Source organism: Erwinia tracheiphila (genome assembly GCF_021365465.1).
GTDB lineage: Bacteria > Pseudomonadota > Gammaproteobacteria > Enterobacterales > Enterobacteriaceae > Erwinia > Erwinia tracheiphila.
Genome location: NZ_CP089932.1, coordinates 974063 through 990198 on the forward strand (window position 1 = coordinate 974063; position 16136 = coordinate 990198).

Annotated in this window: 11 protein-coding genes and 1 pseudogene; 6 read left to right on the forward strand and 6 right to left on the reverse strand. The window is 50.6% G+C overall.

The window, feature by feature from the left end; genetic code table 11:
• Positions 1–59: 59 nt before the first annotated feature.
• Positions 60–1343 (reverse strand): glutamate-1-semialdehyde 2,1-aminomutase, encoded by a 1284-nt coding sequence (gene hemL, locus LU633_RS04950; protein ID WP_016190354.1) that lies wholly within the window; start codon positions 1341–1343, stop codon positions 60–62.
• 204 nt (positions 1344–1547) lie between these two features.
• Between hemL and clcA the strand changes: the two are divergent.
• Together clcA and erpA are read left to right on the forward strand one after the other, a co-directional pair.
• Positions 1548–2785: pseudogene (gene clcA, locus LU633_RS04955) on the forward strand (H(+)/Cl(-) exchange transporter ClcA).
• 87 nt (positions 2786–2872) lie between these two features.
• A complete protein-coding gene (gene erpA, locus LU633_RS04960; protein WP_016190350.1) occupies positions 2873–3217 on the forward strand; it encodes an iron-sulfur cluster insertion protein ErpA in 345 nt (114 codons plus the stop codon).
• A gap of 747 nt (positions 3218–3964) precedes the next feature.
• On the opposite strand, the gene mtnN is transcribed toward erpA, so the two are convergent.
• Positions 3965–4663, reverse strand: coding sequence for a 5'-methylthioadenosine/S-adenosylhomocysteine nucleosidase (gene mtnN, locus LU633_RS04965; protein ID WP_016190349.1), 699 nt, complete (start codon positions 4661–4663; stop codon positions 3965–3967).
• A gap of 181 nt (positions 4664–4844) precedes the next feature.
• On the opposite strand from mtnN, the gene dgt reads away from it, so the two are divergent.
• From dgt to LU633_RS04980, 3 genes are all read left to right on the forward strand, one after another.
• Entirely contained in the window at positions 4845–6359 is a 1515-nt protein-coding gene (dgt, locus tag LU633_RS04970) for a dGTPase (RefSeq protein ID WP_016190348.1), read from the forward strand.
• Between the two features lie 146 nt (positions 6360–6505).
• Entirely contained in the window at positions 6506–7930 is a 1425-nt protein-coding gene (gene degP, locus LU633_RS04975) for a serine endoprotease DegP (RefSeq protein ID WP_040465429.1), read from the forward strand.
• 456 nt (positions 7931–8386) lie between these two features.
• Entirely contained in the window at positions 8387–9544 is a 1158-nt protein-coding gene (locus LU633_RS04980) for a CdaR family transcriptional regulator (protein WP_016190346.1), read from the forward strand.
• A gap of 98 nt (positions 9545–9642) precedes the next feature.
• Here LU633_RS04980 and LU633_RS04985 read toward each other — a convergent pair whose 3' ends face one another.
• The 4 genes from LU633_RS04985 to map all read right to left on the reverse strand — a co-directional run bounded on the left by LU633_RS04985 (position 9643) and on the right by map (position 14915).
• Positions 9643–10035, reverse strand: a complete 393-nt coding sequence (locus tag LU633_RS04985) for a DUF3461 family protein (protein WP_016190345.1) — start codon at positions 10033–10035, stop codon at positions 9643–9645.
• A 321-nt stretch (positions 10036–10356) separates the two neighbouring features.
• The gene (dapD, locus tag LU633_RS04990; RefSeq protein ID WP_016190344.1) at positions 10357–11181 is read right to left on the reverse strand and encodes a 2,3,4,5-tetrahydropyridine-2,6-dicarboxylate N-succinyltransferase; all 825 of its coding nucleotides are present in this window, start codon (positions 11179–11181) and stop codon (positions 10357–10359) included.
• 96 nt (positions 11182–11277) lie between these two features.
• Positions 11278–13923 (reverse strand): bifunctional uridylyltransferase/uridylyl-removing protein GlnD, encoded by a 2646-nt coding sequence (gene glnD, locus LU633_RS04995; RefSeq protein WP_016190343.1) that lies wholly within the window; start codon positions 13921–13923, stop codon positions 11278–11280.
• Positions 13924–14120: 197 nt separating this feature from the next.
• Positions 14121–14915: a type I methionyl aminopeptidase gene (gene map, locus LU633_RS05000; protein WP_016190342.1), complete on the reverse strand. Its 795-nt coding sequence runs from the start codon at positions 14913–14915 to the stop codon at positions 14121–14123.
• A gap of 341 nt (positions 14916–15256) precedes the next feature.
• On the opposite strand from map, the gene rpsB reads away from it, so the two are divergent.
• Positions 15257–15982, forward strand: coding sequence for a 30S ribosomal protein S2 (gene rpsB / locus LU633_RS05005; protein WP_016190341.1), 726 nt, complete (start codon positions 15257–15259; stop codon positions 15980–15982).
• Positions 15983–16136: the final 154 nt, after the last annotated feature.

Sequence of the window (16136 nt, forward strand, 5' to 3'; positions counted from 1 at the left end):
TTTATGCTGCATGATGCAAGGCGTTGCCGCTGCCAGTACTATCCGCCAGCGGCAAACCGTCAGGCCAGTTTTGCGAAACAGCGTTGTGCCGCGTCAACCGTGCGCTGAATATCGTCCTGACTGTGTGCCAGAGACATAAAGCCCGCTTCGTAAGCGGATGGGGCCAGATAAATGCCTTCATCCAGCATCATGTGGAAGAAATGCCTGAAGCGCTCAATATTACAGCGTGTCACGTCGGCGTAGCAGGTGACTTCGGACGCACCGGTAAAGAACAGACCAAACATGCCGCCAACATTGTTGACCACCAGCGGAATACCTTCCGCCCGCGCAACGCAACGCAACCCTTCGGCGAGCTGTATGGTGAGTGCGCTGAGGGTGCTGTGAATACCTGGTTTAGCAATTTCGCTCAGGCAGGCAAACCCGGCGGCCATAGCGACAGGATTGCCGGAGAGCGTTCCCGCCTGGTAAACCGGGCCGGTCGGTGCCAGTGTATCCATGATCTCCCGACGACCACCGAAAGCGCCCACTGGCATGCCACCACCGATAATTTTGCCGAGGCAGGTCAGGTCAGGCTTAACCCCGTAGTGAGCCTGCGCCCCCGCCAGTGCCACCCGAAAGCCCGTCATGACTTCATCAATAATCAACAGCGCACCATACTCATCGCACAGCACGCGCAGGCCGGGCAGGAAATTTGGCTGGGGCGGGATGCAGTTCATGTTGCCCGCGACTGGTTCGACGATAATGCAGGCAATCTCCTGCGGATATTGTTCAAAGGCGCTACGAACGGAAGAGAGATCGTTGAAGGTGCAGGTCAGAGTATGCTTTGCAAAGTCGGCAGGGATGCCCGGTGAATTCGGCTGGCCCAGCGTAAGCGCGCCTGAACCAGCTTTGACCAGCAGGCAGTCTGCGTGGCCGTGATAGCAGCCTTCAAACTTGATGATTTTGTCTCGCCGGGTAAAGCCTCGCGCCAGACGGATAGCGCTCATGGTGGCTTCGGTTCCTGAGTTGACCATGCGCACCATATCCATGCCAGGCACCAGGCTGGTGACCAGTTCCGCCATTTTTACTTCCATTTCAGTCGGTGCGCCAAAGCTCAGGCCCCGCTGCGCCGCGTCAATCACTGCATTACGGATGGCCGGATGATTATGGCCCAATACCATGGGGCCCCAGGAGCCGACATAATCCACATAAGCCTTGCCGTCTGCATCGTATAAATAAGCTCCGTCGGCGCGTTCGATAAAAAGAGGTACGCCGCCAACGCCAGTAAAGGCGCGAACCGGCGAGTTGACACCGCCGGGAATAACTTGCTGCGCCTGAGCGTAGAGGTTTTCAGACTTACTCATGGTTTGGCTCCTGAGAATACGTTAAAAAACGCTGCCATTCTAAGGGAACATACAGAGCGGTGAAACGTTCAGTGCGCTTACCGGCAGTAAAAACGCATTATTTCTCCGCGACTTCGTTTAAGAGAGGTGTAAAATGACGTTTTTTCATCCCAGTAAGATCCTGGCATATGATGGAGCCTGCCTCCCCGACTGATGAATTAAACGTTGCTCCGGCAAAACGGGGGAGATTTCCTTCGCCTGTTGCTTCGGCGTGATAAAACGCCGGCTGTTGTGTTGGTGCTGGCGGGCGTTGTGGGCACGTTGGCTGGCCTGATGGGGGGATGAAAAAGCGGTCAACGCCTCGCGGTTGTACAGGCGGCAAAAAATCACTGACTGCTGGCTTTCCCCGTGGTTTTTTTCTGTCCGCCGCGCTGGCGCTGATCGGGTACTACCTGGTGCATCGTTTGCACCTGAGTTATCCGGCTCCGGTATCCCGGAGATTGAAGGCGCACTCGAAGCGTTAAGGCGGTACGATGGTGGCGTGTAGTTTATTGGCGACATGGGGACGCTCGGGCTGAATGGTGCTGGATATATTTCGGATTAACAACGCGAAGCCCGTCATTCGTTACTTGCCACAGGTGTAGCAGCGGGCCTTTCTGCGGCCTTTAATGTATCGCTGGCAGGCATTCTGTTTATCATTGAGGAGATGTGCTTACAATTCCGATACAGCCTGATTTCCATCAAGGCAGTATTTATTGGTGTAATTATGTCGAGCATCGTATTTCGTTTATTTAATGATGAATATGCGGTGATTGCAGTGGGCAAACTGGCTGATTCACCGGTTAATACGCTGTGGCAGGCGTGGGGTTCATGCGCTCATTTTCAGGATACAGGACAGGTTTCAGCGTTTTTATGGCAACAGTTTGTCCAGATTTTTGATGGTGGGTGCCATACTGGGCGGTGCCTGGCTTTATCGATCCTGATGCTGCCGGAGGAGGGTTTACCCTGATGGCGGTGGCGGGGAGCTACAGCACGGGTATGCTGCTGTTTATTTTTACCGAGCGTGTTGCCACGACGCTGCTTTGTTTCGATTCCGGCGCGTCTGGCGGGATTTTTGCGCCGATACTGGTGCCCAGAACCTTATCAGGCGCTGCTTTCGGCATGGTTTGCTCTGTGCTTTTCCCTGCCTATCACCTCTCAGCAGGAATCTTTGCCATTGCTGGCATGGGGGCATTGTTTACTGCGTCGGTCAGGGCACTGCTGACCGGGATTGTTCTGGTTCTTGAGATGACTGACAATTATCAGCTTATTTTACCGATGATTATTACCTGTCTGGGCGCAACAGTAGTGGCGCAGCCTCTGGGGGGAAACCGCTTTATTCCTCTCTTCTTGTTCGATTGCTGGCAAAGCAGGCACTGGCACAGAACGCCACCCCGCCGTACGGCAAACGGACTGATACTTGATTGCTATACTGTGCTATTAGATAATGACGCTATTAATGGTCGAAATATGACCTGTGGGTGACTGCCCCCAGGCAACTGGAGTAAAATATGAGTGATGAACGGGCGCTTCCCCTGCAATTTACCGAAGCTGCGGCGAGTAAAGTCAAAAACCTGATTTCAGATGAAGACAATCCTGATTTGAAACTTCGGGTTTATATTACTGGCGGCGGCTGCAGTGGTTTTCAGTACGGTTTTACCTTTGATGATAAGGTTAACGATGGCGATATGACCATTGAGAAGGCCGGCGTGGCGCTGGTGGTCGATCCAATGAGCCTGCAATATCTGGTAGGCGGTTCGGTCGACTACACGGAAGGGCTTGAAGGCTCGCGCTTTGTGGTCACCAATCCGAATGCCAAAACAACCTGCGGTTGCGGTTCCTCTTTCAGTATCTGATTATTGCCCCGAAGCATCGGTCTTCGGGGCATTTTTGCTTGTTTTCAGCCCAACCAATAAAGCGTACTGAATTCCCTTTTTTCTCTCTTTGCCTGCTTAAGCGGCGTTGCAGCCACCGAGCAAGGCTGATTCGATTTTGTTGTGTAGCGGCTGACATTCTTATCGGATCGCCAGTAATCTGCATAAGGCACTACGGGTTATCCAGTTATTATTTACCCTCTTAAACTCTGGCTGCCAGAAAGCGCTAACGGTGCCATTGTGTTGTGTATCACCATTTGCCCCAAACGCATTTGAGTAGTGGATTAGCCCCTGCTGGCCAGGGACCAGAGCATGCGAGCAAAATTAGCTTAAGTTTCGCAGGGTGACAGCCGGACATTTTACCATGTGTAACGGAACACGGTGAACGGCGACGGCTGACTGCATTGTAAGATGGCAGGACGTTGCAGCATCTTATGCCGCTGGGCCTGCTTTTAGCCTTTCCGGTTGAAGGCCCGATGCTTTAAATACCGTTATGTTGGCAGGCATTTCATCGAATAACGCCACGCCGCAACCCCATCATGCTCTGATTCGACGTCGGCCCGATGTTGCTCCGTTGCCTGCTTGCAAGCAGCACGCCAGCGGCGACTTTGGCTGGATAATATGAATAGCTGGAGAAGCTTCTGAAAGAAAATATCCGTTAAGTCAGAACGGGTGAGGATGTGATGAACGCGGAGCCGCCGCGCAAAAGTACTGCGGCCAGAGAGACATTTAGCGATGCATAAGTTTGGCCAGCAGCGTTTCAACCAGTAGCGAAGACTGGCGTGCGGCGACAGTAAGGAATTCTTCGAAGCTCAGGTGGGATTCCCGGTCGGCCACGTCAGAGATGGCACGGGCAACCACAAAAGGGGTAGCGAACTGATGGCAGACATGCCCGATAGCCGTGGCTTCCATCTCTACTCCCGCTGCCTGCGGGAAGGTGTTACGGATGCGCGCAAGCGGCTCTTCCCCGTTAATAAAAGTATCACCGCTGACCACAAGACCGCGAACTGCATTCAGACCGAGTTGCTGAACACAGCTTTCCGTCGCGGCAACCAGGGCCGGATCTGCAGTAAAGGCAGCCGGGCAGCCCGCCATCTGGCCAGGCTGATAGCCAAAAGCAGTGACGTCGACGTCGTGATAGCGCACTTCTTCAGAAATCAGGATATCACCTACTTTCAGGGTGGCCGCCAAACCACCCGCAGAACCCGTGTTAATAATGAAATCCGGCTTGCACAGTTCCAGCAGCAGGGTGGTACCCATTGCCGCGGAAACTTTGCCAATACCGGATTTTAGCAACGCGACGTCAGTGCCATTCAGCGTGCCGGTATAAATCTCACAGCCCGCCAGCGCAATAGTCTGGCGATGTTCAATTTTGTCTCGCAGCAGTGTAACTTCCTGCTCCATTGCGCCAATAATGCCTGCTTTCATAGGGATACCCGTTAATGTTGTGGTACAACGCGTCAAATATAGTGCATAGTTTACCATGATTAAATACAGCATACTCAGGCGGGCAATAAGCTGATAGCGTGATGGTCAGTTGAACGGCTGAATACATTATCTGTGGTTAAGGCGTTATTTAACTCACCTAACAGCCAGTCGGGGGACGACGATGTCAGCAATTGATTTCAGGAAGAAATTCAGTTTTGAAAGGCCGTTTAATAATCGTGAAAAACCTCAGGGGGAGTATCGGATCGCCCGACATTTTGAAAGCGATCGTGGCAGGATCATTAATTCTGCCGCTATTCGTCGCCTGCAACAAAAAACACAGGTTTTTCCACTGGAACGAAATGCCGCTGTTCGCTCCCGCCTGACGCATTCTCTCGAAGTGCAACAAACCGGTCGTTACATTGCCCGTGAAATTATTCAGCATTTAAAAGAACAGCCCGGGGGGTTGTCGCGGTATGGACTGAGCGATTTTACAGGCGCCTTCGAAAGCCTTGTTGAAATGTCCTGCCTGCTGCACGATGTTGGCAATCCGCCTTTTGGCCATTTCGGTGAGGCGGCGATAAACGATTGGTTCAGAATGAATCTGCCGGGCCTGCTGGTTGACCCCGCAGAGGCTGGCGTCACGGGCAGCGAACAACACGATGCATTTCTCACGTTGAATGCTACGCTGCGCCAGGACCTCTGCCACTTTGAGGGAAATGCGCAAGCGATCAGGCTGGTGCATACGCTTTTGCAACTTAATCTCTCCTATGTTCAGGTTGCCTGCATTCTTAAATATACTGCTCCAGCCTGGTTCAGTGGTGAAAAACCTGCCCGCTTTAGCACCCTGATGAAGAAACCGGGGTATTACCTGTCGGAAGAGACGTTCGTTTCTGACATGCTGCGTGCCACATCAACTGAGCAATATCATCGTTTTCCGCTGACTTATATTATGGAAGCTGCCGATGACATTTCTTACTGTATTGCCGATCTGGATGATGCCGTCGAGAAAGCCATTTTTAGCGTCGAGCAACTTTATGGCTATCTTCAGGCAGAATGGCAGTCGCTTAAGGAGCAAAAAAAAGTTAATTCAGACTCGCTTTTTGTAAAGATAATTGATTTTGCTTACAGTGAAGCACAAAGCAAAGCGCGATACCGTAGCCGCAGCGATACTTTTTTTATGAAACTACGGGTCGGGGTTCAGTCTGTATTGGTGGCACATGCCGTTAAACGCTTCACTGAAAATATTGCCGCTATTTATCACGGCGACTTTAATTATTCGTTACTGGAAGATGAAAGTAACGAAAGTCATCTACTGGCTTTATTTAAAGCGGTAGCCAAAAAACATGTATTTAATCATGCTGAAGTAGAACAGCTTGAGCTGCAAGGTTATCAGGTTATCAAAGGGCTTTTGAATATCTACAAATCACTCTGGCTTATGCCCTATGCCGATTTTAAAATATTGATTAATGAAGATTATCATAAATCTTACCCCATTGAAACCCGACTGTTTCATAAGCTGTCAGGAAAACATCGAAAAGCCTATTCTGTTCATATGCATAATTTAACAAGCCAGCATCCTTACGAAAAACTTTTATGGGAGCGATATTATCGGTCTCGTTTGTTACAAGATTATGTTAGTGGAATGACCGATCTCTACGCGTGGGATGAATATCGGCGACTGATGGCGGTTGAATAAACGTATAAGTGGCCTTTATTTGTAAAGGCGAAGAATACTTTTTTACTTTTCGCTGAGACTTATTCATGAACTTAGCGATAAAATTGAGTCTTATCTGGACGACCATGACATGGTTGAATAATTGGATAATCTTGAGAAACAGACGCATGAAAAAAACACTTTTAGCTAGCGCATTGGTTCTTTGCCTGGGAACGGCAATGAACCCAATTGCTGCACTGGCAGCAGAAACCGCTTCTTCTTCCAGCCAGCAGCTGCCAAGCCTGGCACCGATGTTAGAAAAAGTGATGCCTTCAGTGGTGAGTATCAATGTTGAAGGGAGCACAACCGTTCGCACGCCTCGTTTGCCGCAGCAGTTCTTCGGTGGTAATTCGCCTTTCTGCCAGGACGGTTCACCTTTCCAGCGTTCGCCAATGTGTCAGGGGGGAAGCGATCAGGGGCAGGGGGATGCTAATACTCAGCAGGAGAAATTCCGCGCTCTGGGGTCTGGAGTGGTGATTGATGCTGCAAAGGGCTATGTCGTTACCAATAATCATGTTGTGAATAATGCGACCAAAATTCAGGTACAACTGAGCGATGGACGCAAGTACGATGCCAAAGTCATTGGTAAAGATCCTCGTTCAGATATTGCGCTGATTCAGCTTGAAGATGCGAAGAACCTCACGGCTATTAAGATAGCGGATTCAGACAATTTGCGGGTGGGGGACTATACGGTTGCCATCGGCAATCCTTACGGTCTGGGCGAAACGGTCACTTCCGGGATTGTTTCTGCGCTGGGACGCAGCGGATTGAATGTTGAAAATTATGAAAACTTTATTCAGACCGATGCGGCAATCAACCGTGGTAACTCTGGTGGTGCACTGGTCGATTTGAATGGTGAACTGATTGGTATCAACACTGCAATCCTCGCGCCAGATGGTGGCAACATCGGTATTGGTTTCGCTATTCCAAGTAATATGGTTAAAAATCTCACTGCCCAGATGGTTGAATATGGTCAGGTGAAACGCGGTGAGCTGGGTATTATGGGCACCGAGTTGAATTCTGAACTGGCTAAAGCGATGAAGGTTGACGCCCAGCGCGGTGCTTTTGTCAGCCAGGTATTGCCAAAATCTTCTGCCGCAAAAGCGGGTATTAAAGCAGGGGATATCGTGGTTTCAGTCAATGGAAAAGCGATTGCCAGCTTTGCCGCTCTGCGTGCCCAGGTTGGCTCTCTGCCGGTTGGCAGCAAAATGGCACTTGGCCTGATCCGCGATGGTAAGCCACTCACGGTCGACGTTGAGCTTCAGCAAAGTAGCCAGGTCAAAGTGGACTCTGGAACCATTTATACCGGTATCGAAGGGGCGGATTTTAGCAACTACCATGCAAAAGGTGTTAAGGGTGTGAAAGTTGATAGCGTCAAGGCGGGTTCGGCTGCAGACCGCATCGGATTGAAGAAGGATGATGTGATCCTGGGGGTTAACCAACAGGCCATCGCTAATCTGGGCGATTTGCGTAAAATTCTTGATACCAAGCCGTCCGTTCTGGCGCTGAGTATTCAGCGTGGTGACAGCACTATATATCTGCTCATGCAGTGACGGACCTTGCGTTCTTAACTTTACGTTGGTTGGGAATGACAGGATATTACTGGAAAGGCTGGTTATTCAGACCAGCCTTTTTTATTGCCAGGTTAAAATCCCTTCCTGTAGACGTTATTGTCTTTGTTTTACAAGCGGAAGCTTCTTTTGGAAGTTTTAGTACACCACTAAGGGCCGCAGTCAATGCTTCTTTCTGTTTTACCGCTTGCCTCAAAATTCCCTAAGGCGAACGTGTTTAACCACACATTTTTTTCGGTATCATTAGTGCGGATCTGATACGAAGTGTTCACCTGCTGAAGTTTTGTTAAAGATGGGTTGCTCTTCCCCTGAACGCTTTGTTTACCCTCTGTATTCCCATCGCAATTTTACAACCTGGATCACGCATACTGCAGATGCACAATGTGCGACTGCTTACTTGCGGTATGCTGACCGTACAATGACCCTATGGAATGATAAATGGCTACTTACCATCTGGATCCCCGCCTGGCTCAGGATATTGTTGCCCGTACCATGAAAATTATTGACAGTAATATCAATGTAATGGATGCACGTGGCCGGATTATCGGCAGTGGTGACAGTGAGCGGATTGGTGAAATGCATGAGGGTGCGCTGTTAGCACTTTCACAGGCGCGAGTGGTTGACATTGATGACGCCGTGGCGAAACACCTGCATGGGGTCAGGCCCGGCGTTAACCTGCCGCTGCGCATCGATGGTGAGATCGTTGGCGTCATTGGTCTGACGGGTGAACCTGACGCGCTCCGGCAATTTGGCGAGCTGGTTTGTATGACCGCTGAGATGATGCTTGAACAGGCGCGACTGCTCCACTTGCTGGCACAGGACAGCCGTCTGCGGGAAGAACTGGTGCTCAATCTTATTCGCAGCGACACACTGTCACCCGCGTTAATGGAGTGGGCACAGCGACTGTGTATCGATCTGAGCCAGCCACGTGTGGTTGCGGTGGTGGAAGTGGACAGTGGTCAGCTTGGCGTGGACAGTGCAATGTCAGAGCTGCAACAGTTACAGACGCTGCTGACCAGGCCAGAACGAGATAACCTTATCGCTATTGTTTCGCTGACGGAAATGGTGGTGCTGAAACCCGCTTTTAATGCGTATGGTCGCTTTGATGCTGAAGATCATCGTAAGCGCGTTGAGTTGCTCCAGGCGCGAATGAAGCAAAGTGGCCACCTGCGTATGCGCGTCGCGCTGGGTAATTTTTTTACCGGTCCTGGCAGCATTGCGCGTTCTTATCGTACTGCCCGCACCACCATGCAGGTAGGGAAACAGAGAATGCCGGAGTTACGTAGTTATTTTTATCAGGATTTGGTGCTGCCGGTGCTGCTGGACAGTCTTCGGGGCGGATGGCAGGCGGGTGAGCTTTCGCGTCCACTGGCAAAACTGAAAGCGATGGATAACAACGGTCTGCTGCGTCGAACCCTGAATGCATGGTTTAGCAATAACGTGCAGCCTTCGGCCACGGCCAAAGCGTTATATATCCATCGTAATACGTTGGAATATCGTCTTAACCGGATTTCGGAGCTGACCGGACTTAATCTGAGCCATTTCGACGACCGGTTGCTGCTTTACGTGGCGTTGCAGTTGGATGAGCAGCCGTAACCTCTGGCAAGGGGAATGCTTTCCGGCGGTTGGCTGGAAGAAAGATCTGCTTATTTCCTGACGGAATTGAGCAGATCTCAATAGCAATATCAGGAAAGTTAACGGCCGCCGCGGATCAGTTTTTCCAGATCGGATTCGATTTCATTGATCTTATTAGAGACAACGTATTCCAGATGGCGCAGATCTTCTAAAATTTTGCGTTTCAGATCGACTTCGACCTGGTCGCGCTGGCAAATCTGATCCAACTCATCAATCACATAACGCAAATTTGGGCTTATTTCCTGGATTTCTTTGTAGCCCTGGCTGACATTGTCGGCCACCACAGTTTTGCGCTGGCGAGGGTATTTAAACTTAACACTTTTAGCAAAAAACTCGCCTTTATCCTTTTGGAAATAGATCTTAAGAATGTCATTGTTGGCTTCCTGGCGCAGGCTGTAACGGTCAATATCATCAGGGTTAGCAATGCCCAAATCTTTCAGGTTGTCATACATAGTCATTTTCCTTAGCGGGAGATTGTCGTTTCGCTGCGTGGGGCAAACTGACTCATGCCGCGTTAACGATGCTGATGGTGATAATGGCATCGTGCAAAGAAGGGGCTGGTGAAATCTGTTTTGCCTGTTTGCTCGTCCCGTACTCAGGTGAGTATAAATGAAAATTTGAAAAGCAATCGGGGAGCGTCTGTGCGCTTAACGTCGCGGATTATCGCCTGGTTAATACGCAATAGCATCCGTTGTGTTATTTATGACCCCGGTTTTTAATGTCCAGGATGTAAAGATAAAATTACGGGCCACCTGCATGGCCCGTGAAAGGAATTAATCAATCGTGCGCAGCAGTTCGTTGATACCCACTTTGCCACGAGTTTTGGCGTCCACTTTTTTCACGATAACCGCACAGTAGAGACTGTAGCTGCCGTCTTTCGAAGGCAGGTTACCCGATACTACTACCGAACCTGCCGGAACGCGGCCATAATGGACTTCGCCGGTTTCACGATCGTAGATTTTGGTGCTCTGACCGATATAGACGCCCATCGAGATAACCGCACCTTCTTCCACAATGACGCCTTCAACGATCTCTGAACGTGCACCGATAAAGCAGTTATCTTCGATAATAGTCGGATTTGCCTGCAGCGGTTCCAGCACGCCACCAATGCCAACGCCGCCTGACAGGTGAACGTTTTTACCTATCTGGGCGCAGGAACCCACGGTTGCCCATGTATCCACCATTGAACCTTCATCGACGTATGCACCGATGTTCACATAAGATGGCATCAGCACGGTATTACGTGCAATATAAGCGCCCTGACGAACGGCGGCAGGTGGAACCACGCGGAAACCTTCTTTCCTGAAACGTGCATCATCGTAATCGGCAAATTTCATCGGAACTTTGTCGTAAAAACGGCTTTCGGCACCCTCAATCACCTGGTTATCGTTAAGACGAAAAGAGAGCAATACGGCTTTTTTCAACCACTGATGTGTTACCCACTTGCCGTCGATTTTTTCCGCCACGCGCACCGCCCCGCTGTCCAGCAGGCTTATGACCTGGTTCACGGCTTCACGGGTAACCGTATCGGCATTGACGGGGGTGATCTCTGCGCGGCGCTCAAAGGCGCTTTCAATAACACTTTGTAACTGTTGCATTAATTTTATTTCCTGTATCTGAATATCTTGCCGGGGTGCGGTATGGCATCTCTTCCACACCAATTTCCGGCAGGCGGTGTAACAACTAAATTCAGGTCACACTTTATCGTTTGGATTAAGGGCCTCTGTCAACCGTTGTTGTATCACACCACATAATTCTGGACTCAGTGCATGCCGCTCACTGTCGGCGAGAATAAACAAATCTTCCACACGTTCACCGATAGTACTGATACGTGCACCGTGTAGTGAAACCCCCAGATCGGCAAAAACTTCGCCAACCCGCGCCAGCAGTCCGGGTTGATCCAGTGCGATTAGTTCCATGTAGGTGCGGTTGTCGGCATGAGTGGGCAGAAACTTGGTTTCAGTTTCCACACTGAAATGTTTTAGCCGGGCAGACTGACGGCGCGTTCTGGGAGGCTGCCAGTGCGTCCGGGCAATAGCTTGTTCCAGCGCATTGCTGATCATCCTGTGGCGATCGCTTGCCAGAGGGCTGCCATCCGGCTCCAGCACGATAAAGGTGTCCATCGCCATACCGTCGCGACTGGTAAAAATCTGTGCGTCATGCACGCTGAGATTGCGGCGATCCAGTTCTCCGGCCACGGTAGCGAAAAGATAGGGACGATCCGGGCTCCAGATAAAAATTTCGGTGCCGCCTCGCATAGCTTGCGGACTGACCAGTACCAGCGGTTCCTTAAGATTATGATTCATCAGATGGCGGGCGTGCCATGCCAGTTGGTTTGGCGTATGTCGCAGGAAATAATCAGCCCGGCAGCGTCGCCAGATAGTATGCAGCGCCTGCTCATCGATATTATCCATACGCAACAGCGCCAGCGCCTGTAGTCGATGATGTCGAATACGTTCGCGCAAATCCGGACTGTTTTCCATACCGTGCCGGAGCTGCTTTTCCGTGGCAAAAAACAGTTCGTGCAGCAGGCTTTGTTTCCAGCTGTTCCACAGGGTTTCATTGGTCGCGCAGATATCGGCAACCGTCAGGCAGACCAGATAACGTAGCTGATTTTCGTTGTGCATCACCTCAGCAAATTGTTGAATCTCGGTTGGATCCTGAATATCGCGCCGCTGCGCGGTGACCGACATTAACAGATGGTGGCGCACCAGCCAGGAAACCAGCTGTGCCTCGCGAGAATTCAGTCCGTGAAGCCCGGCAAATTCCAGCGCGTCTTCTGCCCCCAAAATCGAGTGATCGCCGCCACGTCCTTTCGCAATGTCGTGGAACAGTCCTGCCATGAGGAGCAGTTCGGGCTGCGGTAGCCTTGGCCAAATTTCCACGCAGATGGGGTGGTGCGGGCGGGTTTTCTCGTCGGCAAAACTTTCCAGCTTCTGTAATACGCGAATAGTGTGCTCATCAACGGTGTAGACATGGAAAAGATCGAACTGCATCTGACCAACGATATTGCCCCATTGAGGCATATAGGCCCACAACACGCTGTGGCGATGCATGGGAACCAGTGCTCTGCTTACCGCACCAGGGTGGCGTAAAATCGCGAGAAACAGTTTGCGGGCTTCGGGGATGTAACAAAGCGGTTGCTGGAGATGACGGCGGGCGTAGCGCAATTGACGCAAGGTTGTGGAGTAAATTCCTGTGATGGTTGGCATGCGCACCATGGTGTGAAACATGCGCATAATGGCTTCCGGCTGGCGGGTAAACAGCGTTTCATCAATAAGGTCTATCAATTTACCGCGCAGCTGGAATTCGTCATCAATAGCACGGGTTTTTTCATCTTCTTCCAGTGCAAGAATGGCTTCGTCGAACAGTTGCAGAAGCATTTGATTCAGTTCGCTGATACGTCCAGTAACGCGATAAAAATCCTTCATCATCCGCTCAACTGATTCATTACCTTCACCCTGATAGTTGAGGCGTTGAGCAACATTTAACTGGCGATCGAACAACAGCCGGTTGTCGTAACGCGGTAACGTCAGGTGCAATGCGAAGCGAATACGCCAGAGAAAATGCTGACATTCATTTAGCTCGTTACGTTCAGCTTTGGTCAGAAAGCCGAAGCCCACCATTTCATCAAGTGAGGTCGCACCAAAATGGCGGCGTGCTACCCACAGCAGCGTGTGAATATCACGCAACCCTCCCGGACTGCTTTTGATATCTGGCTCAAGATTGTAGCTGGTGCCGTGATAGCGTTGGTGACGCTCCTGCTGTTCGGCAATCTTGGCGGCAAAGAAACGATCCGATGGCCAGAAACCATCACTGAACACGTTTTTTTGCATTTCAAGAAACAGTGTGACGTCGCCAGCCAGTATACGTGACTCAATCAGATTGGTGGCAATGGTCAGATCCGACAGTCCTTCCAGCAGGCATTCTTCCAGCGTACGGACGCTGTGACCCACTTCCAGTTTCAGATCCCACATTAATGTCAGTAGATCGCTGGTACGCTGGGCATCTTCCGCAGAAAGGGGGGCGCGGCTGAGGATTAATACGTCGATATCAGACAAAGGATGCAGCTCACCCCGGCCATAGCCACCAACGGCAACTAATGCAATATCTTCCTGATCTGGAAAATCATAAAAGCGCCACAGGTGCTGCAGTAGGTGATCGATAAACCGCGTTCGGGCGTGAATCAATTTCTCGACGTCAACACCCTGGTCAAACGCGCTGGCCAGCTGCTGCCGGAAATGTTCCAGGCGTTGCCTGAGTGCGTCGCACGTGAACTCACTGTCATCCCAGTTTGCAGCCGAGTCTGCCAGCCCGTAATGTTTCAATATCTCTGTCACGCCGCTACTCCAGATTTTGCTCCGCCAGCCCGAAGCGTGGGGGGTTTTGAGGACAATAGCGCCAGAACACAGTCAAAATCAAACGGCGCTGCCAGAGCAAAGCGGCAGACGGTGGGAGAAAGTCGGCGACTGAGCGGAAAGAAATATCAGGAACGCGCCGGGTGTACCGATGCGTTCCTGAGGTGTTTTAAAAGTGACTAGACTGCGTGGGTCAGTATCGCCGAAATTGTATCATCTTTTCGCAACGTCATGATTTCACATCCATTTTCAGTTACCACTATAGTGTGCTCATATTGTGCAGAAAGGCTGCGGTCTTTCGTTTTCACCGTCCAGCCATCTTTCATACTGCGAATGCGGTAGTCGCCAGCATTGACCATCGGCTCTATAGTGAAGGCCATTCCAGCCTGTAATACCACACCGCCGTCATCGGCATCGTAATGCAGGACCTGCGGTTCTTCATGGAAACCTTTACCAATGCCGTGGCCGCAATATTCACGTACCACGGAGAAGTCCTGTGCTTCCACAAACTGCTGAATTTCGCGCCCGATGGTGCGCAGGCGAATGCCTGGCTTAACCATGCGCAAGGCCAGATAAAGACTCTCCTGAGTCACACGGCACAGACGTTCACCCTGAATAGTTGGCTTACCCACAAAGTACATTTTCGAGGTATCGCCATGGTATTCATTTTTAATGACGGTAACGTCAATATTGACGATATCACCCTCTTTCAAAATTTTGTCATCGCTGGGGATGCCGTGGCAAACCACTTCATTCACTGAGATGCAAACTGACTTTGGAAAGCCGTGATAGCCCAGACTTGCCGAAATCGCTTTTTGGGTATTAACAATATAATCGTGACAGAGACGATCCAGTTCACCTGTACTGATGCCGGGTCTTACGTGTTCTTCGATCATTTCCAGCACTTCAGCTGCCAGGCGGCCGGCGACGCGCATTTTTTCAATTTCTTCGGGAGTTTTAATTGTAATTGCCATTGATTGAGTCCGCTGCTGACGATTATTTCGACAATAATGAAAGGGAGTGTGGCAATGTTATCAGCCTACTATGCAGCTGCCAATTAGCGTTTATGATAGTGGCGCGATGGTGAACAAACATTAGCTTCATGCCGTGCTTTTATGGTATAAAACGCGCCGACGATTCTCTGTATCGGAAGTTTCACAGGGAAACGGAAGTTTCACAGGGAAACGCATAAAATCTCCCGTGTAAATAACACACATGTATCGACACATACGCCGGGGTGCCTTGAACATTCGTGACGGGTCGGTTGTATGGGATACATGGAGGCTTAACCCCAAATCACTCTATAGAGGTAATCATGGCAACTGTTTCCATGCGCGACATGCTCAAGGCCGGTGTACACTTCGGTCACCAGACCCGCTACTGGAACCCGAAAATGAAGCCATTCATCTTCGGCGCACGTAACAAAGTTCACATCATCAACCTTGAAAAAACGGTACCAATGTTCAACGAAGCGCTGGCTGAACTGAACAAAATCGCTTCCCGTAAAGGCAAAATTCTGTTCGTTGGTACCAAGCGCGCCGCAAGCGAAGCGGTAAAAGAGCAGGCTCTGAGCTGCGATCAGTTCTTCGTCAACCACCGCTGGTTAGGTGGGATGCTGACTAACTGGAAAACCGTGCGTCAGTCGATCAAACGTCTGAAAGATCTGGAAACGCAGTCTCAGGACGGCACATTTGACAAGCTGACCAAAAAAGAAGCGCTGATGCGTGATCGTGAGCTGGCCAAGCTGGAAAACAGTCTGGGCGGTATCAAAGATATGGGTGGTCTGCCAGATGCACTGTTTGTAATCGATGCCGATCACGAACACATCGCGATTAAAGAAGCTAACAACCTGGGTATCCCGGTTTTCGCTGTTGTTGATACCAACTCTGATCCAGACGGTGTTGATTACATTATCCCTGGTAATGATGACGCAATCCGTGCTGTTAGCCTGTACCTGAGCGCAGTGGCGGCCACTGTACGTGAAGGTCGTTCTCAGGACCTGGTTCAACAGGCAGAAGAAAGTTTCGCCGAAGCTGAATAAGGATTGCTCCCCTGAGCGCCCTTATACCTGTTGTCTGTGAAATTACAGTGTTGATGTGTCTGACCATCTGACTTACGCGGGTAGGTTTTATGAGTCTGAATAACATCAGTGTGTCGCTGTTGTTTCGAAGGTGATGGGTAGCGATCAGATTAAG

Bases quoted from the DNA above. Each gene is read 5' to 3' on its own strand.
- LU633_RS04985 (WP_016190345.1), bottom strand. From the start codon at position 10,035: ATGTATGACAACCTGAAAGATTTGGGCATTGCTAACCCTGATGATATT.
- dgt (WP_016190348.1), top strand. From the start codon at position 4,845: ATGTCAGCAATTGATTTCAGGAAGAAATTCAGTTTTGAAAGGCCGTTT.
- hemL (WP_016190354.1), bottom strand. From the start codon at position 1,343: ATGAGTAAGTCTGAAAACCTCTACGCTCAGGCGCAGCAAGTTATTCCC.
- rpsB (WP_016190341.1), top strand. From the start codon at position 15,257: ATGGCAACTGTTTCCATGCGCGACATGCTCAAGGCCGGTGTACACTTC.
- LU633_RS04980 (WP_016190346.1), top strand. From the start codon at position 8,387: ATGGCTACTTACCATCTGGATCCCCGCCTGGCTCAGGATATTGTTGCC.
- erpA (WP_016190350.1), top strand. From the start codon at position 2,873: ATGAGTGATGAACGGGCGCTTCCCCTGCAATTTACCGAAGCTGCGGCG.
- mtnN (WP_016190349.1), bottom strand. From the start codon at position 4,663: ATGAAAGCAGGCATTATTGGCGCAATGGAGCAGGAAGTTACACTGCTG.
- dapD (WP_016190344.1), bottom strand. From the start codon at position 11,181: ATGCAACAGTTACAAAGTGTTATTGAAAGCGCCTTTGAGCGCCGCGCA.
- degP (WP_040465429.1), top strand. From the start codon at position 6,506: ATGAAAAAAACACTTTTAGCTAGCGCATTGGTTCTTTGCCTGGGAACG.
- map (WP_016190342.1), bottom strand. From the start codon at position 14,915: ATGGCAATTACAATTAAAACTCCCGAAGAAATTGAAAAAATGCGCGTC.